This window comes from Klebsiella sp. PK18 (assembly GCF_057784655.1).
Map to the genome: position 1 here is coordinate 2417147 of NZ_CM173493.1, position 21595 is coordinate 2438741.

Below are 21595 nucleotides of genomic sequence, written 5' to 3' on the forward strand. Positions count from 1 at the left end.
TTATCCCGGGAGCGGTTGATCGGCGGACTCGGCCGCCGGCACGGCACTGTTTCTGGCCGGAATAATATATCCCGAATATCACACTGTGCTGTATTAATTCTTGCGATAATGCACAACGAGTTTTAGCGTCATTTATTCTCACACATTAGTATGAGAATAAGTAAAAACGCTGAGCGGGTTAATCGTAAATTAAATAATAATAAATTGTCGACTCCGTGGGTAATTTGTACTGTATGCGCTCGGGAATAAATAAAAAGGAATGCCCATGTCTGAAAAAGGATTACAGAGTTTGTGCATTACGCTCGGCGTGATGATTATCTTCTGGTTTGCGTTAATCTCACTATTCTGGGTGGTGATATTTTAAACCTATCCCGTGCTATGACGGGACGCGACTGCCGCTGCAGATATAACAGTTACAGCAAACTATGATTTTTTTATAACTGATATATGATAATGGGAGGTTATCGTACGGGGACGGCCGCAATGAAAAAGTATCAACAGCTGGCGCAACAGCTGACCGAACAGATCGCGCTTGGCGTCTGGTTGCCTGGCGATCGGCTGCCGTCGCTGCGCGAGCAGGTGATCAGCAGCGGCATGAGCTTTATGACCGTCAGCCATGCCTATCAGCTGCTGGAAAGCCAGGGGCGCATCGTCGCCCGTCCGCAGTCGGGTTATTATGTCGCCCCTCAGCCGGTGAAGCTTAGACAGCCGGCGCCGCCTGCCCAGGTGACCCGCGATGAAGCTGTCGATATCAATACCTATATCTTTGAGGTGCTACAGGCCAGCCGCCAGGCGTCGATGCTGCCCTTTGCCTCGGCCTTTCCGGACCCGCGTCTCTTCCCGCTGCAGCAGCTTAACCGCTCGCTGGCGCAGGTGAGCAAAACCGCCACCGCCATGAGCGTCATTGAGAACCTGCCGCCGGGCAATGCGGAGTTGCGGCATGCCATTGCCCGACGCTATGCCCTGCAGGGGATGAACATCTCGCCGGATGAGATCGTGATTACCGCCGGGGCGCTGGAGGCGCTTAACCTCAGTCTGCAGGCAGTGACCGAGCCGGGCGACTGGGTGGTGGTGGAAAACCCCTGTTTCTACGGCGCCCTGCAGGCGCTGGAGAGGCTGCGCCTGAAGGCGCTGTCGGTGGCGACCGACGTCAAAGAGGGCATTGACCTGACGGCGCTGGAAGCGGCCCTGCAAAATTACCCGGTCAAGGCCTGCTGGCTAATGACTAACGGACAAAACCCGCTCGGCTTCACCCTTAGCGCCGAAAAAAAAGCGGCGCTGGTGGCGCTGCTGGCGCGCTATAACGTGATGCTGATAGAAGATGATGTCTACAGCGAGCTTTACTTTGGTCGCGAGAAACCGTTACCAGCGAAATACTGGGACCATCAGGATATGACGCTGCACTGCAGCTCATTTTCAAAATGTCTGGTGCCCGGGTTTCGTATCGGCTGGGTGGCGGCCGGCAAACAGGCGCGGCGGATCCAGCAACTGCAGCTGATGAGTACGCTCTCCACCAGCTCGCCGATGCAGCTAGCCCTGGTGGATTATCTGTCCACCAAGCGCTATGACGCCCACCTGCGCCGTTTGCGCCGCCAGCTGGCGGAGCGTAAACAGCTGGCCTGGCAGGCGCTGCTGCGCCATCTGCCGCCGGAGGTTATCGTCCACCACAGCGACAGCGGCTACTTTCTGTGGATTGAACTGCCGGAAGGGGCCGACGCCAGTGAGCTAAGCGCCCGGGCGCTGGCCTCGCACATCAGTATTGCCCCAGGAAAAATGTTCTCCACCTCCGCCAGCTGGACCTCGTTTTTCCGTTTTAATACCGCCTGGGGCTGGGGGGAACGCGAAGAGCAGGGGGTGAGGCGGTTGGGTGAACTTATTCGTGAGCAGCTTACCTGACGACTCAGGCTATTTTCCGTCGCCATAAACTCTCGACAAAAATAAACGCGGGTGAGTTTTTATTGAGGCCGGTCATTATTTTACCGGCGCTCATCATAGGAAATACGCATACCCCTCCTTTTTCTCTAACTCGTTGTCTATAATCCATAAAGTCCTGCTTGTGTTGGCGATTTTTGCGTAATGCGTCCCGGGTCACAACCTGAATAAATTCCCCAGGGGGCGTTAATCCGCTGACTACCCTTATTTCAGGAGATATTTTTACGGCACGGCTGCCGCTAATTACCTTGTGACAGGAGTAACACCTGATGAGCAAAAAATTTGCCCGTTGCAGCCTTTATGTGCTGAGTATGGCCTGTTTGACCGTGCAGGCGGCGGAGCCACTCACCTCGCTGGATAAACCGGAAGGGCGGCTCGATATTATTGCCTGGCCGGGGTATATCGAACGCGGCCAGACTGACAAGCAGTACGACTGGGTCACCCAGTTTGAAAAAGAGACCGGGTGTCAGGTTAATGTCAAAACCGCCGCTACCTCTGACGAGATGGTCAGCCTGATGGCCAAGGGGGGCTACGATCTGGTGACCGCGTCGGGCGATGCCTCGCTGCGTCTGATCATGGGCAAACGCGTTCAGCCGATTAACACCGCGCTGATTGCCGGCTGGCGCACCCTCGACCCACGCATTGCGCAAGGGGCATGGTTTAACGTCGGCGGTAAAGCCTACGGCACGCCGTATCAGTGGGGGCCGAACCTGCTGATGTACAACACCCGCGTATTCCCGACGCCGCCGGACAGCTGGAGCGTGGTCTTCGTTAAACAGAACCTGCCGGACGGCAAAACCAATCAGGGACGCGTGCAGGCCTATGATGGCCCGATCTATATCGCTGACGCCGCGCTGTTTGTCAAAGCCACCCAGCCGCAGCTGGGGATCGAAGATCCCTATCAACTGACCGAAACCCAGTATAACGCGGTGCTGAAAGTACTGCGCGACCAGCAGCCGCTGATCCATCGCTACTGGCATGACGCTACCGTGCAGATGAACGACTTCAAAAACGAAGGGGTGGCCGCCTCAAGCTCGTGGCCCTATCAGGCCAACGGCCTGAAGGCTGAAGGCCAGCCCATCGCCACCGTGTTTCCGAAGGAGGGGGTGACCGGCTGGGCGGATACCACCATGTTGCACAGCGAAGCGAAGCATCCGGTCTGCGCCTACAAATGGATGAACTGGTCGCTCACGCCGAAGGTACAGGGCGATGTGGCGGCGTGGTTCGGCTCGCTCCCGGTGGTGCCAGAGGGGTGTAAAGCCAGCGCGCTGCTCGGTGATAAAGGCTGTGAAACCAACGGCTATGACCAGTTTACCCGGATCCATTTCTGGAAAACGCCGGTTGCCGAAGGCGGGAAATACGTGCCCTACAGCAGATGGACTCAGGACTATATTGCGATAATGGGCGGCCGCTAAGGACGGGAGGCAGACAATGACGTACGCGGTCGAGTTTCAGAATGTATCGCGCCTGTACGGCGATGTGCGGGCCGTAGATGGGGTTAGCATAGGCATTCGCGATGGGGAATTTTTCTCGATGCTGGGGCCCTCCGGTTCGGGTAAAACCACCTGCCTGCGGCTGATTGCCGGTTTCGAGCAGCTCTCCGGCGGCACCATCCGTATTTTCGGTCAGCCGGCCAGCGAACTGCCGCCCTGGCAGCGGGATGTGAATACGGTGTTCCAGGACTATGCGCTGTTTCCCCATATGTCGATCCTCGACAACGTCGCCTACGGCCTGATGGTCAAAGGCATGGCGAAGAAAGCGCGCCATGCCCGCGCCCAGGAAGCGCTGGAAAAGGTGGCCCTTGGCTTTGCTCATCATCGTAAGCCTTCTCAGCTCTCCGGCGGCCAGCGGCAGCGGGTCGCTATTGCCCGGGCGCTGGTGAACCAGCCGCGGGTGCTGCTGCTCGATGAGCCGCTGGGTGCGCTGGATTTGAAGCTGCGCGAGCAGATGCAGGTGGAGCTGAAAAAGCTGCAGCAGTCGCTGGGGATAACTTTTATCTTCGTGACCCACGACCAGAGCGAAGCGTTGTCGATGTCAGACCGCGTGGCGGTGTTTAACAATGGGCGCATCGAACAGGTGGATGCGCCGCAGGATCTCTATCTGCATCCGAAGACCGCGTTTGTCGCTGGCTTTGTCGGCACCGCCAACGTTTTTGAAGCCGAGGCGGCCCGGCGATTGTGCGGCATGCCGGGTAGCTGGTCGCTGCGTCCGGAGCATGTTCGCCTGCAGGGCGGCGGCGAGGTTCAGGTTCAGGGCGTAGTGCAGGCGGTACAGTATCAGGGGGCGGCGACGCGGATTGAGCTCAGGCTGGCGGAGGGGGACAAGCTGCTGGTCAGCCAGGCGAATATCGATGGCGCGGCGGCAGCCAGCGCCCCGCGAATGGGGCAAACGGTGCTGGCGTCATGGTCGCGGTCGGCGATGACCCCGCTGGAAAGCGGAGGCTGAGATGACCATGGCGATGATTCCTGCGCAGGCCGGGCGCGTATCCGGGATCTTCTGGCGTCGGCCAGCATTGGGCCTGTTTTTACTGCTGCTCGGGCCGCTGATGTGGTTTGGTATCGTCTATCTGGGATCGCTCCTGACCCTGCTGTGGCAGAGTATTTATACCTTTGACGACTTCACCATGTCGGTGACCAGCGACTTTACGCTGGCCAACCTGCGGGCGCTGTTCAATCCCGCCAATTACGACATTATTGTCCGTACCCTGGTAATGGCCCTGAGTGTGACGCTCGCCAGCGCCATGCTGGCGCTGCCGATGGCCTGGTACATGGCTCGCTATACCAGCGGCAAAATGAAGGCTTTCTTTTATATCGCGGTGATGCTGCCGATGTGGGCCAGCTATATCGTCAAAGCCTACGCGTGGGTACTGCTGCTGGCCAAAGATGGTGTGGCGCAGTGGTTTCTGGGCCATCTTGGACTGGAAGGGGCGCTGAATGCGCTTCTGACCGTCCCGGCGATCGGCGGCAACACCTTGTCCACCTCCGGGCTGGGACGCTTTCTGGTGTTCGTCTACATCTGGCTGCCGTTTATGATCCTGCCGGTGCAGGCGGCGCTGGAGCGCATTCCGGGCTCCTTGCTGCAGGCGTCGGCCGATCTTGGCGCCGGGCCACGACAGACCTTCCGCTATGTGGTTCTGCCGCTGGCTATCCCTGGTATTGCCGCCGGATCGATTTTCACCTTCTCGCTGACGCTGGGCGACTTTATCGTGCCGCAGCTGGTCGGGCCGCCGGGGTACTTTATCGGCAACATGGTCTACTCGCAGCAGGGGGCGATAGGCAATATGCCGATGGCGGCGGCGTTCACCCTCGTGCCGATCGTGCTGATTGCCCTTTATCTGGCGTTCGTGAAACGTCTGGGAGCCTTCGATGCACTCTGAACGCGCACCCTGGTATCTGCAACTGGCGACCTGGGGCGGCGTGGTGTTCCTCCACTTCCCGCTGCTGATCATTGCCATCTATGCTTTTAATACGGAGGATGCGGCCTTCAGCTTTCCGCCGCAGGGGCTGACGCTACGCTGGTTTAGCGAGGCAGCAGGGCGTAGCGATATTCTCGAATCCGTGACGTTGTCACTTAAAATTGCCGCCCTGTCGACGGCCATTGCCTTAGTACTTGGCACGCTGGCTGCAGGTGCCCTGTGGCGCAGCACTTTTTTTGGTAAGAATGCGGTATCGCTACTGCTGCTGTTACCGATCGCACTGCCGGGGATCATTACCGGCCTGGCGCTGCTGACGGCGTTTAAAGCCGTCGGTCTCGAGCCGGGGCTACTGACCATTGTGGTGGGGCACGCGACCTTTTGTGTGGTGGTGGTCTTTAACAACGTCATTGCCCGCTTTCGTCGGACCTCGTGGAGCCTGGTGGAAGCCTCGATGGACCTGGGCGCGACCGGCTGGCAGACCTTTCGCTACGTGGTGTTGCCCAATCTGGGATCGGCGCTGCTGGCGGGGGGAATGCTGGCCTTCGCCCTGTCGTTTGATGAAATTATCGTCACCACTTTTACCGCGGGGCATGAGCGAACATTGCCGCTGTGGTTACTGAATCAGCTGGGGCGGCCGCGCGATGTGCCCGTCACCAACGTTGTCGCGCTGTTGGTGATGCTGGTAACGACGATACCAATCTTAGGGGCCTGGTGGCTCACCCGCGACGGCGATAACGACGCCGGAAACGGGAAATAAAACCATGAAACAGGATAATGCTATGCAACACAACCTTTTGATAAACGGTAAGTTAGTGGCAGGTGAAGGCGAAAAGGTGCCGGTATACAACCCTGCGACCGGCGATGTGATCCTGGAGATTGCCGAAGCGACAGCGGCCCAGGTCGATGCCGCCGTTGAGGCGGCGGATCGGGCGTTCGATGCCTGGAGCCAGACAACGCCGAAAACGCGCTCGGAATGCTTGCTGAAGCTGGCGGACGCTATCGCGGCGCAGGCGGAGACCCTGGCGCAGCTGGAGTCGCTGAACTGCGGCAAGCCGTTGCACTGCGTGATTAACGATGAGATGCCGGCCATTGCGGACGTCTTCCGCTTCTTCGCCGGCGCCGCCCGCTGCCTGCCGGGAATGGCCGCCGGAGAGTATCTCGAAGGGCATACCTCAATGATCCGCCGCGACCCGGTGGGCGTGGTGGCCTCTATCGCCCCCTGGAATTATCCCCTGATGATGGCGGCCTGGAAGCTGGCCCCGGCGCTGGCGGCAGGCAATTGCGTGGTGATAAAACCCTCGGAGATCACCCCCCTGACGGCGCTGAAGCTGGCGGAGCTGGCAAAAGATATCTTCCCCGAAGGGGTGATCAACGTGCTGTTTGGCCGCGGCAAAACGGTAGGCGACCCGCTGACCTCGCATGCCAAAGTGCGAATGGTGTCGCTGACCGGGTCGATTGCCACCGGCGCCCATATCATCAGCCATACCGCCTCGTCGATCAAACGCACCCACATGGAGCTGGGCGGCAAGGCGCCGGTCATTGTTTTTGACGACGCGGATATCGATGCGGTAGTCGACGGGGTACGAACCTTCGGCTTTTATAACGCCGGCCAGGACTGCACGGCTGCCTGCCGGATCTACGCTCAGCAGGGTATTTACGACCAACTGGTGGAGAAACTTGGGGCGGCGGTGGCCAGCCTGAAAATGGGTGCGCCAGAGGATGCCTCTACCGAGCTGGGACCGCTGAGCTCGCTGGCGCATCTTGAAAGGGTTAGTGCCGCAGTGGAAGCCGCAAAGGCACTACCGCATATTAAGGTGGTCACCGGCGGTCGCCGGGCTGACGGCGCGGGCTATTACTTCCAGCCGACGCTGCTTGCCGGCGCCCGGCAGGAAGACGCCATTGTGCAGCGCGAAGTGTTTGGCCCGGTGGTCAGTGTGACGCCTTTCAGCGATGAAGCGCAGGCCCTGAGCTGGGCGAATGATTCCCAGTATGGTCTGGCGTCCTCAGTATGGACGAAAGATGTAGGCCGTGCCCACCGGCTTAGTGCCAGGCTGCAGTATGGCTGCACCTGGGTCAACACCCACTTTATGCTGGTGAGCGAAATGCCGCACGGCGGCCAGAAACTGTCGGGCTACGGAAAGGACATGTCGATGTATGGCCTTGAGGATTACACGGTGGTCCGCCATGTCATGGTTAAGCATGGCTAAAGCATTGACCCTTTAGTGGCTGGCGATGATTGCGCGACGGTTGTGTTAGTTCGCTAATAGTCACAATGGCAAAAATTGTCAAAACTCTGCGAGGGGGATATGAGATTATTCTGATGCCCCTTCAAGAGCTAAGCCAATGTGAGTGCCGGAGATAAGCGCCGGATGGGGTCCGCCAGTCACCCTGGGCGCGTCGCGCCCGGCGGGTGAGGCGACAGCGTCGCGGTTCGCGACCGTATACTGGCCTCTGCCTGTTGGCAGGGGCTTTTTTATGCCCGCCGCATCGCGGGATGAAGACCGAATGACCATCAGGAAACGCATCGTCTGGCCGCCATTCAGCGCTTGGTTTTTTTGCTCGGTAAACTGGCGCTACGACGGTCACGAATATAGGAAATAAGATTATACACCGCCGCGACCAGCAGGATCAGCGCGATGACCAGCGTGATGATTCCGGACATATCCACCTCGAAATATAAAAAGCGCCCTGGCGCCAAAACATTACTAATAGTTATGAATGTAAGTATTATCTGAATGGAAGGCAAATGATATTTGTTGTCATTTAGCGCTATTTTTGGCGATTAACCGCGAGATCCACAATGAAGGGGTTATGTAACAACGGCTTGTAGCGGCCTTTTATCGTATTAAGATGGAGGCCCTGCGCGGAATATCGCATTTTTGGTGAATGCGGCGACAATCTTTTCCCCCTGAGAACGGGGACATATTATCTTTATCAGACCAATGGAATTGCCCTGAACCGAAATTATTTCACGACTATAAATAAGGATTTAATATTTGCTGTTATTGCATGATATTTGTTCTGAATATTAAATATTCCGTGAGTCCGGCCAAAATGCGGGCTGCAGGCGGGTTGCGGGTGCTCCCGGGTTTGACTTTCCGTCGCTGCTCATGCGATCATTTAGCGCATATTAGGTTTTAACGTTGATGTCGTTGTGAAAATTTTGGCTTTTATTCTGCTGGCTATCGGCGCTGTGACGCTGAGCTATGGTAACGCCCCGGCAAAACGCATTCAGGGCTGTGAGAACGCGGGAGTGGGGCAGGCCGTCTGCGCTGCCGCCGAATGGGATAGCGAACAGATGAATTTTCTGCCGCACTATAACCCGGAGCTTAATAAGGTTATTGCGGCAGGCCAGGCAGCACCTGTCGCTTATAACCTTTATAATATCGCCCGTGTTCGCGCGTAAAAAAGCAGCCCCTGGGGGCTGCTTTTTTAGGTTTCGTTGCTGAGTAAAATCATTAAAACCAGCCAAATCTCACGGAGAGCAGGCTGATAAGTACGCACGCGGCGCAGACATTAATCAGAATGACGGTTTTGCTGGAGACATCCATAACGCCACCTTAATGAGTAAGTCCATAAAGGTATAGTACGGCGCCTGCGGTTGCGCTATCGGATTAAGACGAATCAGGCTTTATTCTCAATATTCAGCCCGTTTCAGAATTTGTTATACAGGTATCTCTGAATCACGACGTCATGGCAGATAATCATCCCACCATGGAACGCCCCTCAGGGAAGGAAGAGTAAGAATGACGTTATATCAAAAAATGCTGGTGTTTTACGCCATTATGGGCGTGATATGCGCCGTGATTAGCTGGTTTTTGACCAAAGAGAGCCGGGTGATCCGCCTGCTGGCGGCCCTGTTGATCGGCGCCACCTGGCCGTTCAGCTTCCCGATGGCGCTGCTCGTCTCGCTGTTTTAACCCCAGATGCCGGACGGCAGAAAAGGGTGGCGGAAAGGGTAAGGTTACTGTATAAAAAACCAGTAATTTTATCATGGAGGCATACAGGTGAACGGTTTCTTTTCTTCCGTCGCAGGCGCCACGCTGCGTTGGCTCGATCTTCCGGGAGATGGCCTCCCGGTGGTGTTTATCCACGGTCTCGGCTGCGCGTCATCCTACGATTATCCCCGCGTCGCCAGCGATCCTGCGCTGAACGGACGGCGTAAAATACTCATCGATCTGCCAGGCTTCGGCTACAGCGATAAACCGCACGACTTTAGTTACAACATACATATTCAGGCACGGGTCGTGGAGCAGCTACTTAACCATCTGCGCCTGCAGCGCTTCGCGCTGTTCGGTCATAGCATGGGAGGAAGCATCGCCATCGAAGCGGCGGGGCTGCTGGGCGAGCGCGTGACCACGCTGCTGGTCTCTGAACCCAATCTGTTTGCCGGCGGCGGTGAGTACAGCAGGCGCATTGCGGCGCAGACAGAGGCGGCCTTTATTGCCGAAGGCTATGCCAGAATGCTGGCTGAGGAGCGCTCGCCATGGGCTGGCTGTTTGCAAAACAGCGCGCCCTGGGCCGTCTGGCGGGCCGCCAGCAGCCTGATGCGTGGCAGCGATACCCCCTGGTTTACTCAGCTCTGCCAGCTGCACTGTCAAAAAAGGCTCATCGTCGGTGAGCTCTCCCTGCCTTATGCCGATATTGACCTGGCTGAGGCGCAAGGGATCCCGGTCGGGATTGTGCCCCGCGGGGGGCACTCGATGGCGTGGGAGAATCCGCAAGGGCTGGCGCAGATCATCGCCAGCCAGGGTTAAAAGAATACCGGCTCAGAAAGGGAGTTCGCGGGGCTGGGTCTGGAGTGTTATCCAGCGCAGCTCGGTGAATTCCGCGATGCCGGCCCGCCCCCCAAAGCGGCCATAGCCCGAGGCTTTGCAGCCGCCAAACGGCATTTGCGCTTCATCATGCACCGTTGGGCCATTGATATGGCAAATGCCCGTTTGCAGACGTTGCGCCACGTTCCACGCTCTGGCGCTGTCGCGGCTGTAGACCGCAGCGGAAAGACCGTATTCACTGTCGTTGGCTACCGTCAGCGCCTCTTCTTCATTCTTAACCCGAATAATCGCTTTTACCGGGCCGAAGGACTCTTCGTTCCACAGCCGCATCTCGCGGGTCACGCCGTCCAGCAAGGTCGGCGCCATGTGGGTATCGCAGGCTTTACCACCGGTTAGCAGGCGAGCGCCTTTGGCTAACGCATCGTCGATTAAGGCGTTGCAGCGGATGATGGTGTTCATATCAACCACCGGCCCCGTCAGGCTGGCGGGCAGGGCGGCGGCGCGCCTGGCCAGCAGCGGGATAAACACCTCTGCTACGGCGTTGTCGACAATAATGCGCTCGGTGGACATGCAGATCTGGCCGGCGTTGGCGAAGGCGCCAAAAACCGCGCCCGCCGCCGCTTGCTCGATATCAGCATCGTCCAGCACCAGCAGCGGCGCTTTACCGCCGAGCTCCAGCACCGCTGGTTTAAGATATTGCCCGCAGGTGCGGGCGATAATCCGCCCCACCGGCGTGGATCCGGTAAAGTTAACGCGCCGCACCGCCGGGTGGGCGATCAGCGATTCCACCAGCGCCGGCGCATCTTCAGGCGCACAGGTAAGATAGTTCACCACCCCCGGTGGGAAGCCCGCCGCGTCAAGGGCGTCGATAATCAGTCCCTGAGTGGCCGGCGACAGCTCCGCGCCCTTGAGGATCACTGCGTTGCCGCAGGCCAGCGGCGTTGCCAGCGCCCGGGTAGCCAGAATCAGCGGTGCGTTCCACGGCGCCATGCCCAGTACCACCCCCGCCCCCTGGCGGACGCCCATCGCCAGGTTGCCCGGCACGTTGGAGGGAATAATTTGCCCTTCAATTTGGGTGGTCAGCGCCGCCGCTTCGCGCAGGATATCGGCCGCCAGATGAACGTTAAAGCCGGCCCAGTGCGCGGTCGCGCCGGTCTCCGCCGCCATGGCGGCGATAAATTTAGCCTCCCGCAACAGCATATGTTCCGCCGCGTCGAGCAGTAAACGGCGTCGTTCCGCCGGAGAGGTATCACGCCACAGCGGGAAGGCTTTGGCCGCGGCTTCGACGCAGCGTTTGCCGTCGGCGAGACTGGCGGCCGCGGCCACCGAGGCGACGTCGTCGTGGGCCGGGTGGCGTCGGGTAAAGGTGCGGCGGCCTTCGGCATCGTGCCACTGGCCGTCAATGTACAGATTGCAGGTGATTGTCATGGTGGAAACCTCTTGTTCTGCGGTTCCCCCAGTGTACCGGGCACTACTGACAGTGAGCGTGAGCAGGGCGGTTATCGCACATTTTTTTGCAGGAATTATGTGTGGCTCACAACATCCCGACACTTGCTGGCGTAAAAAACAGCGCTACGCCGATTAAACCAGCGATTTCAGCGTGATTTGCATAAGGTGATAGCCATTGATTATTTGCCGGGGGCGGGCGCCTGTGCTGATATTACGGTTCTTATAATCAATAATCAGGACTTATAACCATGTCTACAGGGAAAACCACGCTGGCGCTGCTGCTGAGCGCACTGCTGCCGGCCGGCGCCGCCTGGGCCGCAGGCAATGACACACTAGTCTACTGCTCAGAAGCCTCTCCGGAGTCCTTTAATCCGCAAATCGCCAGTTCCGGCCCGTCGTTCGTCGCCAGCTCGCAGGTGCTGTATAACCGCCTGGTCACCTTTGACCCGGTGAAGAACACGCCGATCCCGTCGCTGGCCACCGAGTGGCACGTCTCTGAGGATGGCAAAACCTGGACCTTTACTCTGCGTCAGGGGGTGAAGTTCAACAGCAACAAATTCTTCAAACCAACCCGCGATTTTAACGCCGACGACGTCCTGTTTTCCGTGCTGCGCCAGATGGATCCTCAGCATCCCTATCACAAAGTGTCGCAGGGGAACTATGAGTACTTCCACGACGTGGGCCTCGATAAGTTGATTAAGTCGGTGAAAAAGGTCGATGACTATCACGTCCAGTTCGTGCTTAACGAGCCGAACGCGGCGTTTCTTGCCGACTGGGGCATGGACTTCGCCTCTATTCTGTCGGCGGAGTATGGCGAGGCGATGCTGAAGAAAGGGACGCCGGAGAATGTTGATAACTGGCCTGTCGGTACCGGGCCGTATGCCCTGCAGCAGTATAAAGTGGATTCCCAAATCCGCTATATCGCCAATCCCCACTACTGGGAAGGCGAGGTGCCGACTAAGCACCTGATCTTCTCCATTACGCCGAACGTCGAGACCCGTCTGGCGAAACTGCAGACCAACGAGTGCCAGATTATTCCTGCGCCTTCGCCGGTTCAGTTCCCGGTGATTAAGGGCAATAAAGATCTGGCGCTGCATGCGGTTGAGGCGCTGAATGTCGGCTATCTGGCGTTCAACACGGAGAAAAAACCGTTTGATAATGTGCTGGTGCGCCAGGCATTAAACTATGCCACCGACAAGCAGGCGATCGTCAAGGCGGTATTCCTCGATTCCGGCAGCGTGGCGAAATCACCGATCCCGTCGACGATGCTCGGGTATAAGAAAGATCTCCCGGACTATGATTACGATCCGCAGAAAGCCAAAGCGCTGCTCAAGCAGGCGGGTCTGGAGCAAGGAGCGGAAGTAACCCTGTGGTCGATGCCGGTCCAGCGTCCGTACAACCCGAACTCGAAGCGGATCGCCGAAATGATCCAAAACGACTGGGCTAAAGTGGGCGTCAAAGCGAAGATTGTCAGCTACGAATGGGGCGAATACCTTGCCGGTATGCGCAAAGGGGAGCACGACAGCGCCCTGTATGGCTGGATGTCGGACAACGGCGACCCGGACAACTTTGCCGGTACGCTGCTCAGCTGTGATAATATCCAGACCGGCTCCAACGCCGCTCGCTGGTGCGATAAGTCCTATGACGCGCTGGTGAAGAAAGCGCTGCTGGTGAGCGATCCGCAGGCACGTGCCAAACTCTATGAACAGGCGCAAGAGATCTTCTACCAGCAGGCGCCGTGGATCACCCTGGCGACCGGCAAGACCTTCTATGCCACCCGTAGCAACGTCAGCGGCTACCGCGTGAGCATGATGGGGAGCGATTTTTCCAAAGCGAAGCTGAATTAAGCGAAAGGAGAACCGGATGGCACATCTGGATGAGGTTATCGTCAAAGTCGATGACACCCTTGCCGAGGGCGTTATCACTCATATGAATGAGCTGCTGATCGCCCTGAGCGATGATCCACAACTCAGCCGTGAGGAACGCTATACCCAGCAGCAGCGCCTGCGCACTGCCATCGCCCACCATGGGCGACAGCATCAGGAAGAGCAGGACGCACGCCGCGAGCAGCTGACGAAAGGCGGCGCGATCCTCTGAAGATGCGCTCAGAACTGGCGCCTGGCCACCAGCCAGGCGCCCACCACCAGCATCACCGCGCCGCATACCGGCCCAATCAGCGCCCGCACCGGCACGCCGTGGGCGCGAACTAAATCCATGATCAACCCGCCAACCAGCTGGCTGGCGACCAGTACCGCAATGGTGGTGGCCGCGCCCACGGTCTGATAGCCGCTGATGCTGGCGAAGACGAAAAAGGACCCCAGCAGGCCGGGGATCAGCGTCCACCACTTCACGCTCAGGGCCAGCTCCTGAAAGCCGGCGACGCCCTGGCGCAGCAGTAACATCGTCACGAAAATAACGATCCCCACCAGCGAATTGAGCAGCATGGCGATAAGGATCGTCGACGCCGACTGGGTGATGCGCACCATCAGGGTATTCTGCACCACGAGACCAACGCCGGCGGCAACCAGACAGGCGAGGGTGAGCGACGCATTCATGCCTTGCCGTCCGGGTCCTGACGCTCATCCAGCTGCAGCTGCATAAAGGTGAGATCCAGCCAGCGACCAAATTTGGTTCCTACCTGCGGCATCTGCCCGGTGGTGATAAAGCCCAGCGTTTCATGCAGATGCAGCGAAGCGTGGTTCTGCGATTCAATACCGGCGACCATCACATGTTTATTCAGCCGACGCGCTTCGGCGATCAGCGCAACCAGCAGTTTGCGACCCAGCCCTTTCCCCTGATGATCGGGGTGAACGTACACCGAATGCTCCACGGTGTGGCGGAAACCGTCAAACGCGCGCCAGTCGCCAAACGAGGAATAGCCGGTGATGACGCCGTTTTCCTCGTTCACCAGCACCGGAAAGCCGGCCAGCTGGCGGGCTTCAAACCACGCGATACGGTTGTCGGTATCCACGGTTTTATCATTCCAGATGGCGGCGGTATGCACGACGGCGTGGTTATAGATCTCGGCGATCGCTGCACAGTCGTCTTTAATGGCAGGGCGGATGGACATAGCAAACCTCAGTTTTTTGTACACTATAGTAGTACGATATTATTACAATAATGAACATCGCGCTGTCATCCGTTTTCCGCATAATTTTTACGGATGACCCGGTAAGCACGCGACCCGACGAGCAGTTGTGTAATGGGTGGGTGCACACTATAGTATTACGTTATGAATACTATAGAAGACAACCTCAATCAGCGCATCAGTGCGCGCATCCGCATCGAGCGTGAGTCCCGCGGTTGGTCGCTGAACGACCTCGCCGAACGGGCCGGCGCCTCGCGGGCGATGATCCATAAAATCGAGCGCGGCGAAAGCAGCCCGACGGCCTCGATGCTGGGCCGTCTTTCCGGCGCCTTCGGCATCAGTATGTCGACGCTGATCGCTCGGGCGGAAATGCAGGAGGGTAAGCTGCTGCGCTTTGCCAGCCAGCCGGTGTGGCACGACCCGCAAAGCCACTATCTCCGCCGCCACGTCTCGCCGCGCAGCGATCTGCCGATAGATCTGGTGCAGATTGAGCTGCCGCCCGGCAGCGATGTGCCCATGCCGGCCTCTTCCTATGCGCTCGCCCGCCAGCTGATCTGGCTGCAGCAGGGCGAGCTGGTGTTTGTCGAAGGGACTACCCGTCATGAGATGCAGAAGGGGGATTGTCTGGAGCTTGGCCCGCCCAACGATTGTCGCTTTATCAATGAATCCGCGGAGACCTGCGTCTATCTGGTGGTTCGCCTTAATCAATCGCCATCCGGCTCTTAATGGTAAAGCACGTTGCGCATAAAGCAGCTAGCCTCAGTACTGTCTGCTAACAAGAGGAGTTTGCTATGACAGATCAACCGCAACGCCATCGCCGCTGGGTACTGGCTTCCCGCCCCCATGGTGAACCGACGGCAGAGAATTTCCGCCTGGAAGAGAGCGAGGTGCCGACGCCGGGGCCGGGGCAGGTTCTGCTGCGTACCGTTTTTTTATCGCTCGATCCCTATATGCGCGGGCGCATGAGCGACGCGCCTTCTTATTCGCCACCGGTGGCCATTGGCGCGGTGATGGTGGGAGGGACCGTGAGTCGCGTGGTCAGCTCAAATCATGCCGATTATCAACCCGGCGACTGGGTGCTGGGCTACAGCGGCTGGCAGGATTATGAACTCTCCGACGGCAACGGACTGGTGAAGCTGGGTGACGACCCGCAACACCCGTCATGGTCGCTGGGAGTTCTGGGGATGCCGGGCTTCACCGCCTACATGGGATTGCTGGACATCGGCCAGCCGAAGGCGGGCGAAACGCTGGTGGTCGCTGCGGCGACCGGGCCGGTTGGCGCCACGGTCGGACAGATCGGCAAAATTAAGGGCTGCCGCACCGTCGGCATCGCTGGCGGCGCGGAGAAGTGTCGGTATGCGGTTGAGACGTTAGGCTTTGATGTCTGCCTTGACCATCGTGCGGATGATTTTGCCGAACAGCTGGCCCAGGCCTGCCCGCAGGGCATTGACGTTTACTACGAAAACGTCGGCGGCAAGGTTTTTGACGCGGTGCTGCCGCTGCTGAATACCGCAGCGCGGGTACCGGTCTGCGGGCTGGTAAGCGGCTATAACGCCACCGGTTTGCCAGACGGACCGGATCGTCTGCCGCTGCTGATGGCGACCATCCTCAAGAAGCGCATCCGGATGCAGGGCTTTATTATCGGCCAGGATTACGGGCATCGGATCGCGGAATTCCAGCAGCAGATGGGGCGCTGGGTGCAAGAGGGGAAAATTAAATATCGCGAACAGCTGATCGACGGTCTGGATCAGGCGCCGCAGGCGCTGATCGGCCTGTTAAAAGGTGAGAACTTCGGTAAGGTGGTGATCCGCGTCGCGGCGGACGACTAGTCCGGCGGATCCGACTTACTCTGCCCCTTTTCCCGTGAGGGAAAAGGGGCATGGGAGGCGTGTCAGGCGTAAAAAGCTAACCGCTGGGCCAGCAGATCGACAAAGGCTTCACGGTCGACATCCAGCATCAGGGTAGTATTGGGCCGATTGCCGGTCAGATGGTAGTAATCGACCACCGTCATCCCCTGGGTATATTTTCCTTCCGTTTCCACGCCGACCCAGCGTTCGATAGTGGTAAAGATCTCCGGCTTGAGGAGCCAGGCGATGGTGCAGGGATCGTGCAGCGGCGCGCCGTCGAAGCCCCACTTTTCATCCTTGTGGTAGGCCATAAAGAAGTCGAGCAGCTCGGCGACAATGGACGACACCGGATTGCCAATCTGGCGGAATCGCTCGATATCGGCAGGAAGGATTTGCGCCTTATGGGTGACGTCAAGGCCCGCCATCACCACCGGGATCCCGGACTGAAAGACCATTTCCGCGGCCTGCGGATCGACGAAAATATTAAACTCCGCCGCCGGCTGCCAGTTGCCCAGCCCCATTGCGCCCCCCATGATCACGATGCGGGCGATTTTCGCGTGCAGCTCCGGGTGGCTGGCGAGCAGCAACGCCACGTTAGTCTGCGGCCCGGTGGCCACCAGAGTCACCGGCTCCTGGCTTTCCCGCAGCACCCTGGCCATCAGCTCGACGGCGGTGCAGTTCTGCGGGGCAAAGGTTGGTTCCGGCAGGCTCGGGCCATCCAGTCCGCTCTCGCCGTGCACGTTATCGGCGATGATCAGATCGCGCATCAACGGCTTCCACGCGCCGCCGGCCACCGGGATATCCGGCCGGTTCAGCAGCGTCAGCATACGCAGCACGTTGCGCAGGGTCTTCTCCGGGGTCTGGTTGCCCGCGGAAGCGGTGACGGCTTTCACCTCCAGCTCCGGAGAGGCGAGGGCGAGGACCAGGGCGATCGCGTCATCATGTCCCGGATCGCAATCAATCATCATCGGCAGTGCCATAGCAGCTCCTTGTTGGCGTTGTTCTGTGACCAGACTAACGCTGTGAGGCGAGGCAGACGAGATGGTGTGCAGAATAGTGTGATGGAGGCCACGATTGCTGCGATGGCATCGCGTATCGTCAGGCGATCGTCGGCAGTCATATTGCCTCACCTTGCGATGGCGCAAGCTGGCGCCCGCCGCGGCGCGATATAATAGAAAAATTGCTAATCCTTACGGATATTAATGGTTTGCTTTTCGGTGAGCGGATTCTTATCCTTAAGAAAACTCGAGAGGTTATTACGATGAAAGATGTAGTAGATAAATGCAGCACCAAAGGCTGCGCCATTGATGTCGGTACCATCATTGATAACGAGGACTGCGTCTACCGGGCTGAGAAAATGTTCCCGAGCCGCGAAGAAGCGGAATCCACCGTAGCCGCCGTGCGCGAACGTGCTGCCGCCGCGGCGCCGGCCAGTGAACCGCCGCAGGTCGATTACACCATCGCCGCCGTTGGCGACGCGGTGAAACTCGACCTCTCCATCGCTTTCTCCTGCCAGGCGGAAAAGATCATTTTCGAGTTATCCCTGCGAAATCTGCTTTAACCCGCGTCCGTGGGGAAAACGCCACATCGTTAAGCCTTCCCCGCCAATCACCGCCGGCGGGGAAGGGGCGTGTTATTCGAAGCGCCAGGCGAGGTTCAGGCCGATGCCGTAGTTGCGTCCGGGAGCAGGCTCGTAGTAGCGCCCGTTGGACTCGTTTACGATAACGGACCCGACGTACTCCCGGTCGAACAGATTGTCGACGCGGCCGAACAGATCCATGTCCATCCTGCCGTAGCTCCATTTATAGCCGGTCGTCAGGCCAACCACCGTCCAGGAAGGCGCTTTAGCCGTGTTTTCGTCATTGGCCATGATGTCGCTCATGTAGCGAATATCGCTGCCGGCGTACCAGCCCTGCTCCGGCTGATAGCCAAAGGAGGCGTAGCCCATATTGCGCGCGATCCCCGGAATGCGGTTGCCGTTGCAGCTGGCGTCGTCGCAGACGTTGGTGCGATAGGTCGCGTCCAGCCAGGTCCAGGCCGCCTTCAGACGCCAGCTCTCGCCAAACTGCTGATCCAGCCCCAGCTCCATCCCCTGACGACGGGTCTTGCCGGCGTTTTTATAGCTGGTGCGCCCGCCGCTGCTGCTGTCGACTACGATCTCATTATCGGTATTGGTCTGGAACAGGGCGGCGGTGAGCAGCCCATTGCCGAGCCGCGTCTTACTGCCGATCTCCACTGTGTCATTGGTGGAGGGCTTCAGGCCGAAATTAAGGCCGCTCTGGTTATCGGAGCGGTATGACAGTTCGTTAATGGTCGGCGTCTCGAAGCCGCGGCCAGCGGAGAGGTAGACGTTCCACGCGTCGGTCAGAGCATACTTCAGCGAGCCTGCGGGCAGCCACTTGTGATAGCTGGCATCACCGCTGTCATCGCCATTGCCTGGGGTGATGTAGTAGTCATTCGAGTCGAACCATACTGAGCTGTAGCGAACCCCGGCATCGAGCGAGAGTTTGTCCGTTAACTGCCACTGGGTCTGCAGGTAGGGGTCGACGTTCCACATCAGGTTGCGTTCGTTACGGCGCAGCGCACCCTGTTCGCCATACTGCGGCGCACCGTTGACCATCACAAAGTTTTCATACCCTTTACGGCGCTCGCTCATGTTCTCGTAATCGAGACCGGCGGTCAGGGTGACGGGCACAAGCAGCTCTCCGCGATGGGTCAGGCGGGTATCGATTCCCTGGTAGTGACGGGTGAGGTCGATCACCCCGCCGGCATGGCTCGGTTTCAGCTGCGGCGCGCGCGGGATCGACTGGAACTGCGTGGTTTCACGTTCACCGGCGTACATCATGACGCTGAGATCGTCCTGGGCGCTCAGCTGGCGCTCGTAGCGCAGGCCGGCCTGGGTCTGCCGGGTATTCTTGCGGGTATTATACTGGTCGCCGCGCGGCGACTGGCGCGGGTTATCGCGCCATTCGTCGGCGGTTAAGCCGCCGGCGTCATTGGCTTTGATATCCACGCTGTTCAGCAGCAGCGTCAGCTTACTGACATCGTTGATGCGCACCCCCAGTCGGGCGTTCGCCAGATTTTTGCGTGCGCCGCTGTGATCGCGATTGCCATGAGTGGTGAAGCGGTTGGTCGAGACCGTGTAATCCACATCGCCTGCATGGCTGCCGTCGCCAACGGCGCCAGTGGCCTTCATCCCGTAGTGCCAGGTACCGAAGCTGCCATAGTAGCTGCTGGCTTCCACGGTGGGCGGCTGGGTGCCGGTCTGGCTGGTGACGTTGATCACCCCGCCGGACGAGTTACCGTACAGGGCAGAGAAGGGGCCGCGCAGCACCTCAATGGTGTCGACGCTGCCAATATCGATATTCGAGGTCTGCCCCTGGCCGTCTGGCATGGTCGCCGGAATACCATCGACATAGATGCGTAGCCCGCGCACGCCATAGGTGGAGCGAGAGCCAAACCCGCGAATCGACAGTTGCAGATCCTGGGCATAGTTTTGCCGGTTCTGCACCTGCAGGCCCGGTACGGCGCCCAGTGATTCAGAGAGATTGACGCGCGGGGCGGCCTGGCGCATTTCATCCCCATTGACCACGCTGACGGCGGCGGGGGTATCCAGTTCAGAAACAGTGGTTGGCGCGGCGGTCACCACCATGGTTTGTTCATCAGCGGTCTGGGCCGCGGCAATCAGCGGTAGCAGCAGCGCCGGCAGGGCGGCGTGACGCACGGACAGGATTTTCATCGATAGTACTCGGGAGACGAACCAAATGGAACATATGTAGATATGTTACCCCGTTTGTAAAACATTTGAAAATTATTAACCGCCGTTGGTTAACGGATAGTGCTTCTTGCTGATGAATTTACCGAACAACAACAATTAGCGCTCCACTTTGATATAAATAATGATTACTATTCGCATTCAAAAATAAGGGTAAAGCCAGGACTTTACCGCCGGAAGCGATGTCGGGTCAGCACATACTGGTTTATCAAAGGGAGTCGTCATGTCACTACGTCATTTTGCCGCGCCGCGTATGCGCCATTCACTGTTATTCACCTCTCTGCTGCTGGCAGGTAGCTTTAGCGCCCACGCTGCGGATGAGATGCTGCGTAAGGCCGTCGGAAAAGGGGCCTACGAAATGGCCTACAGCCAGCAGGAGAACGCGTTATGGGTCGCCACGTCGCAGAGTCGCTCACTGGACAAGGGCGGTATTGTTTATCGTCTTGACCCCACCACCCTGGACGTGACGCAGATTATTCACAACGATCTGAAGCCGTTCGGCGCTGCTATCAACCATGCCACCGGCACGCTGTGGTTTGGCAATACCGTCGACAGCACCGTCACCGCCATTGACGCCAAAACCGGCGCCGTGAAAGGGCGTCTGGTGCTGGACGAGCGTCAGCGCAGTGAAACCGTACGCCCACTGCAACCGCGCGAGCTGGCGGTCAATGAGCAGACCAACACGGTCTACATTACCGGTCTGGGCAAAGAGAGCGTGATTTGGGTGGTAGATGGCGCGACCCTGAAGCTGAAAACCACTATTACCGGCACCGGGGCAATGGCGACGGGTCTGGCGATCGATCCGCAGGCGAAACGCCTCTATACCACCAATGCCGACGGCGAACTGCTGACCATCGACAGCGAGAGCAATACCATTGTTTCGCGCAAGAAATTGCAGGACGATGGCAAAGCACACTTCTACTTAAACCTGAGCCTTGATACCGCCGGTCACCGCGCCTTTATTACCGACAGCAAGCAGCCGGAAGTGCTGGTGGTCGATACCCGCGATGGTAAGGTGCTGGAGAAAATCGCCGCGCCGGAATCGCTGGCGGTGCTGTTTAACCCGACGCGTAATGAAGCCTATGTGACGCACCGTAAGGCCGGGGAAGTCAGCGTTATCGATGGCAAGCGCTACAAGATCGTGAAGACCTTTAAAACGCCGACTCACCCCAACAGCCTGGCGCTTTCTGATGACGGCAAAACGCTGTATGTCAGCGTGAAACAGGCTTCCAGCCGTGAGAAAGAGGCCACCGCGCCGGACGACGTGATCCGCATCGCGCTGTAAGATGCCCGGGGCGACGACGATCGGTCAAG

General features: G+C 58.5%; 23 protein-coding genes. 16 read left to right on the forward strand and 7 right to left on the reverse strand.

Annotation, left to right across the window (positions count from 1 at the left end; all coding sequences use genetic code 11):
* Positions 1 to 483: 483 nt before the first annotated feature.
* The 6 genes from AC3EMD_RS11790 (at position 484) to patD (ending at position 7554) form a co-directional block, all read left to right on the forward strand.
* On the forward strand, positions 484 to 1896 hold the full coding sequence (locus tag AC3EMD_RS11790; protein WP_008804679.1) for an aminotransferase-like domain-containing protein: 1413 nt from the start codon (positions 484 to 486) through the stop codon (positions 1894 to 1896).
* A 305-nt stretch (positions 1897 to 2201) separates the two neighbouring features.
* Entirely contained in the window at positions 2202 to 3347 is a 1146-nt protein-coding gene (gene ydcS, locus AC3EMD_RS11795; RefSeq protein WP_008804680.1) for a putative ABC transporter substrate-binding protein YdcS, read from the forward strand.
* A 16-nt stretch (positions 3348 to 3363) separates the two neighbouring features.
* The gene (locus AC3EMD_RS11800) at positions 3364 to 4377 is read left to right on the forward strand and encodes an ABC transporter ATP-binding protein (RefSeq protein WP_008804681.1); all 1014 of its coding nucleotides are present in this window, start codon (positions 3364 to 3366) and stop codon (positions 4375 to 4377) included.
* Position 4378: 1 nt separating this feature from the next.
* Positions 4379 to 5308: an ABC transporter permease gene (locus AC3EMD_RS11805; RefSeq protein WP_012541559.1), complete on the forward strand. Its 930-nt coding sequence runs from the start codon at positions 4379 to 4381 to the stop codon at positions 5306 to 5308.
* Entirely contained in the window at positions 5298 to 6104 is an 807-nt protein-coding gene (locus tag AC3EMD_RS11810) for an ABC transporter permease (protein ID WP_008804683.1), read from the forward strand. Before AC3EMD_RS11805 ends, AC3EMD_RS11810 begins: the two co-directional genes overlap by 11 nt.
* A gap of 22 nt (positions 6105 to 6126) precedes the next feature.
* Positions 6127 to 7554, forward strand: coding sequence for an aminobutyraldehyde dehydrogenase (gene patD / locus AC3EMD_RS11815; protein WP_012541560.1), 1428 nt, complete (start codon positions 6127 to 6129; stop codon positions 7552 to 7554).
* A 332-nt stretch (positions 7555 to 7886) separates the two neighbouring features.
* On the opposite strand, the gene AC3EMD_RS11820 is transcribed toward patD, so the two are convergent.
* Positions 7887 to 8009, reverse strand: a complete 123-nt coding sequence (locus tag AC3EMD_RS11820; RefSeq protein ID WP_004175940.1) for a small membrane protein — start codon at positions 8007 to 8009, stop codon at positions 7887 to 7889.
* Positions 8010 to 8501: 492 nt separating this feature from the next.
* Here AC3EMD_RS11820 and AC3EMD_RS11825 point away from each other — a divergent pair, with 492 nt between their 5' ends.
* Positions 8502 to 8753 carry a hypothetical protein gene (locus AC3EMD_RS11825; protein ID WP_008804685.1) on the forward strand — a complete coding sequence of 84 codons (252 nt, stop codon included), beginning with the start codon at positions 8502 to 8504 and terminating at the stop codon, positions 8751 to 8753.
* Positions 8754 to 8805: 52 nt separating this feature from the next.
* Here AC3EMD_RS11825 and yncL read toward each other — a convergent pair whose 3' ends face one another.
* Positions 8806 to 8898: a stress response membrane protein YncL gene (gene yncL / locus AC3EMD_RS11830; RefSeq protein ID WP_012968073.1), complete on the reverse strand. Its 93-nt coding sequence runs from the start codon at positions 8896 to 8898 to the stop codon at positions 8806 to 8808.
* A gap of 195 nt (positions 8899 to 9093) precedes the next feature.
* Between yncL and AC3EMD_RS11835 the strand changes: the two genes are divergently transcribed.
* Together AC3EMD_RS11835 and AC3EMD_RS11840 are read left to right on the forward strand one after the other, a co-directional pair.
* Complete coding sequence (locus AC3EMD_RS11835) at positions 9094 to 9267, forward strand: GhoT/OrtT family toxin (protein ID WP_008804686.1); 174 nt, start codon at positions 9094 to 9096, stop codon at positions 9265 to 9267.
* Positions 9268 to 9354: 87 nt separating this feature from the next.
* Complete coding sequence (locus AC3EMD_RS11840; protein WP_008804687.1) at positions 9355 to 10104, forward strand: alpha/beta fold hydrolase; 750 nt, start codon at positions 9355 to 9357, stop codon at positions 10102 to 10104.
* A 12-nt stretch (positions 10105 to 10116) separates the two neighbouring features.
* Here AC3EMD_RS11840 and AC3EMD_RS11845 read toward each other — a convergent pair whose 3' ends face one another.
* Positions 10117 to 11550 carry an aldehyde dehydrogenase gene (locus AC3EMD_RS11845; RefSeq protein ID WP_302074099.1) on the reverse strand — a complete coding sequence of 478 codons (1434 nt, stop codon included), beginning with the start codon at positions 11548 to 11550 and terminating at the stop codon, positions 10117 to 10119.
* 269 nt (positions 11551 to 11819) lie between these two features.
* On the opposite strand from AC3EMD_RS11845, the gene AC3EMD_RS11850 reads away from it, so the two are divergent.
* Entirely contained in the window at positions 11820 to 13418 is a 1599-nt protein-coding gene (locus AC3EMD_RS11850; protein ID WP_022064846.1) for an ABC transporter substrate-binding protein, read from the forward strand.
* Positions 13419 to 13434: 16 nt separating this feature from the next.
* A complete protein-coding gene (locus tag AC3EMD_RS11855) occupies positions 13435 to 13668 on the forward strand; it encodes a YdcY family protein (RefSeq protein ID WP_008804690.1) in 234 nt (77 codons plus the stop codon).
* 8 nt (positions 13669 to 13676) lie between these two features.
* Here the strand turns inward: AC3EMD_RS11855 and AC3EMD_RS11860 are convergent, their stop codons facing one another.
* Complete coding sequence (locus AC3EMD_RS11860) at positions 13677 to 14126, reverse strand: DMT family transporter (RefSeq protein WP_008804691.1); 450 nt, start codon at positions 14124 to 14126, stop codon at positions 13677 to 13679.
* On the reverse strand, positions 14123 to 14641 hold the full coding sequence (locus AC3EMD_RS11865) for a GNAT family N-acetyltransferase (protein ID WP_012541564.1): 519 nt from the start codon (positions 14639 to 14641) through the stop codon (positions 14123 to 14125). The genes AC3EMD_RS11860 and AC3EMD_RS11865 overlap by 4 nt, the downstream gene beginning before the upstream one ends.
* A gap of 162 nt (positions 14642 to 14803) precedes the next feature.
* Here AC3EMD_RS11865 and AC3EMD_RS11870 point away from each other — a divergent pair, with 162 nt between their 5' ends.
* Both AC3EMD_RS11870 and AC3EMD_RS11875 read left to right on the forward strand, forming a co-directional pair.
* Positions 14804 to 15385: a helix-turn-helix domain-containing protein gene (locus tag AC3EMD_RS11870; protein ID WP_008804693.1), complete on the forward strand. Its 582-nt coding sequence runs from the start codon at positions 14804 to 14806 to the stop codon at positions 15383 to 15385.
* Positions 15386 to 15450: 65 nt separating this feature from the next.
* On the forward strand, positions 15451 to 16488 hold the full coding sequence (locus tag AC3EMD_RS11875; protein WP_023340241.1) for an NADP-dependent oxidoreductase: 1038 nt from the start codon (positions 15451 to 15453) through the stop codon (positions 16486 to 16488).
* A gap of 62 nt (positions 16489 to 16550) precedes the next feature.
* Here AC3EMD_RS11875 and rihA read toward each other — a convergent pair whose 3' ends face one another.
* On the reverse strand, positions 16551 to 17486 hold the full coding sequence (gene rihA, locus AC3EMD_RS11880; RefSeq protein WP_023322719.1) for a pyrimidine-specific ribonucleoside hydrolase RihA: 936 nt from the start codon (positions 17484 to 17486) through the stop codon (positions 16551 to 16553).
* On the opposite strand from rihA, the gene AC3EMD_RS11885 reads away from it, so the two are divergent.
* Together AC3EMD_RS11885 and AC3EMD_RS11890 are read left to right on the forward strand one after the other, a co-directional pair.
* Positions 17448 to 17678, forward strand: coding sequence for a hypothetical protein (locus AC3EMD_RS11885; protein WP_046620343.1), 231 nt, complete (start codon positions 17448 to 17450; stop codon positions 17676 to 17678). The two genes, rihA and AC3EMD_RS11885, sit on opposite strands and share 39 nt — an antisense overlap.
* An 89-nt stretch (positions 17679 to 17767) precedes the next feature.
* Positions 17768 to 18067 carry a DUF406 domain-containing protein gene (locus AC3EMD_RS11890; protein ID WP_012541568.1) on the forward strand — a complete coding sequence of 100 codons (300 nt, stop codon included), beginning with the start codon at positions 17768 to 17770 and terminating at the stop codon, positions 18065 to 18067.
* Positions 18068 to 18139: 72 nt separating this feature from the next.
* On the opposite strand, the gene pqqU is transcribed toward AC3EMD_RS11890, so the two are convergent.
* Positions 18140 to 20245 (reverse strand): TonB-dependent receptor PqqU, encoded by a 2106-nt coding sequence (pqqU, locus tag AC3EMD_RS11895; RefSeq protein WP_302074101.1) that lies wholly within the window; start codon positions 20243 to 20245, stop codon positions 18140 to 18142.
* 259 nt (positions 20246 to 20504) lie between these two features.
* On the opposite strand from pqqU, the gene yncE reads away from it, so the two are divergent.
* Complete coding sequence (yncE, locus tag AC3EMD_RS11900) at positions 20505 to 21566, forward strand: 7-bladed beta-propeller protein YncE (RefSeq protein ID WP_302074102.1); 1062 nt, start codon at positions 20505 to 20507, stop codon at positions 21564 to 21566.
* Positions 21567 to 21595: the final 29 nt, after the last annotated feature.

Excerpts from the sequence above, each read along its gene's own strand:
- AC3EMD_RS11865 (WP_012541564.1), bottom strand. The coding sequence starts at position 14,641 with ATGTCCATCCGCCCTGCCATTAAAGACGACTGTGCAGCGATCGCCGAG.
- AC3EMD_RS11790 (WP_008804679.1), top strand. The coding sequence starts at position 484 with ATGAAAAAGTATCAACAGCTGGCGCAACAGCTGACCGAACAGATCGCG.
- pqqU (WP_302074101.1), bottom strand. The coding sequence starts at position 20,245 with ATGAAAATCCTGTCCGTGCGTCACGCCGCCCTGCCGGCGCTGCTGCTA.
- patD (WP_012541560.1), top strand. The coding sequence starts at position 6,127 with ATGCAACACAACCTTTTGATAAACGGTAAGTTAGTGGCAGGTGAAGGC.
- AC3EMD_RS11850 (WP_022064846.1), top strand. The coding sequence starts at position 11,820 with ATGTCTACAGGGAAAACCACGCTGGCGCTGCTGCTGAGCGCACTGCTG.
- AC3EMD_RS11805 (WP_012541559.1), top strand. The coding sequence starts at position 4,379 with ATGACCATGGCGATGATTCCTGCGCAGGCCGGGCGCGTATCCGGGATC.
- ydcS (WP_008804680.1), top strand. The coding sequence starts at position 2,202 with ATGAGCAAAAAATTTGCCCGTTGCAGCCTTTATGTGCTGAGTATGGCC.
- AC3EMD_RS11800 (WP_008804681.1), top strand. The coding sequence starts at position 3,364 with ATGACGTACGCGGTCGAGTTTCAGAATGTATCGCGCCTGTACGGCGAT.
- AC3EMD_RS11845 (WP_302074099.1), bottom strand. The coding sequence starts at position 11,550 with ATGACAATCACCTGCAATCTGTACATTGACGGCCAGTGGCACGATGCC.
- AC3EMD_RS11875 (WP_023340241.1), top strand. The coding sequence starts at position 15,451 with ATGACAGATCAACCGCAACGCCATCGCCGCTGGGTACTGGCTTCCCGC.
- AC3EMD_RS11860 (WP_008804691.1), bottom strand. The coding sequence starts at position 14,126 with ATGAATGCGTCGCTCACCCTCGCCTGTCTGGTTGCCGCCGGCGTTGGT.
- AC3EMD_RS11890 (WP_012541568.1), top strand. The coding sequence starts at position 17,768 with ATGAAAGATGTAGTAGATAAATGCAGCACCAAAGGCTGCGCCATTGAT.
- AC3EMD_RS11835 (WP_008804686.1), top strand. The coding sequence starts at position 9,094 with ATGACGTTATATCAAAAAATGCTGGTGTTTTACGCCATTATGGGCGTG.
- AC3EMD_RS11810 (WP_008804683.1), top strand. The coding sequence starts at position 5,298 with ATGCACTCTGAACGCGCACCCTGGTATCTGCAACTGGCGACCTGGGGC.
- AC3EMD_RS11855 (WP_008804690.1), top strand. The coding sequence starts at position 13,435 with ATGGCACATCTGGATGAGGTTATCGTCAAAGTCGATGACACCCTTGCC.
- rihA (WP_023322719.1), bottom strand. The coding sequence starts at position 17,486 with ATGGCACTGCCGATGATGATTGATTGCGATCCGGGACATGATGACGCG.
- AC3EMD_RS11820 (WP_004175940.1), bottom strand. The coding sequence starts at position 8,009 with ATGTCCGGAATCATCACGCTGGTCATCGCGCTGATCCTGCTGGTCGCG.
- AC3EMD_RS11870 (WP_008804693.1), top strand. The coding sequence starts at position 14,804 with ATGAATACTATAGAAGACAACCTCAATCAGCGCATCAGTGCGCGCATC.
- yncL (WP_012968073.1), bottom strand. The coding sequence starts at position 8,898 with ATGGATGTCTCCAGCAAAACCGTCATTCTGATTAATGTCTGCGCCGCG.
- yncE (WP_302074102.1), top strand. The coding sequence starts at position 20,505 with ATGTCACTACGTCATTTTGCCGCGCCGCGTATGCGCCATTCACTGTTA.
- AC3EMD_RS11885 (WP_046620343.1), top strand. The coding sequence starts at position 17,448 with ATGTCCCGGATCGCAATCAATCATCATCGGCAGTGCCATAGCAGCTCC.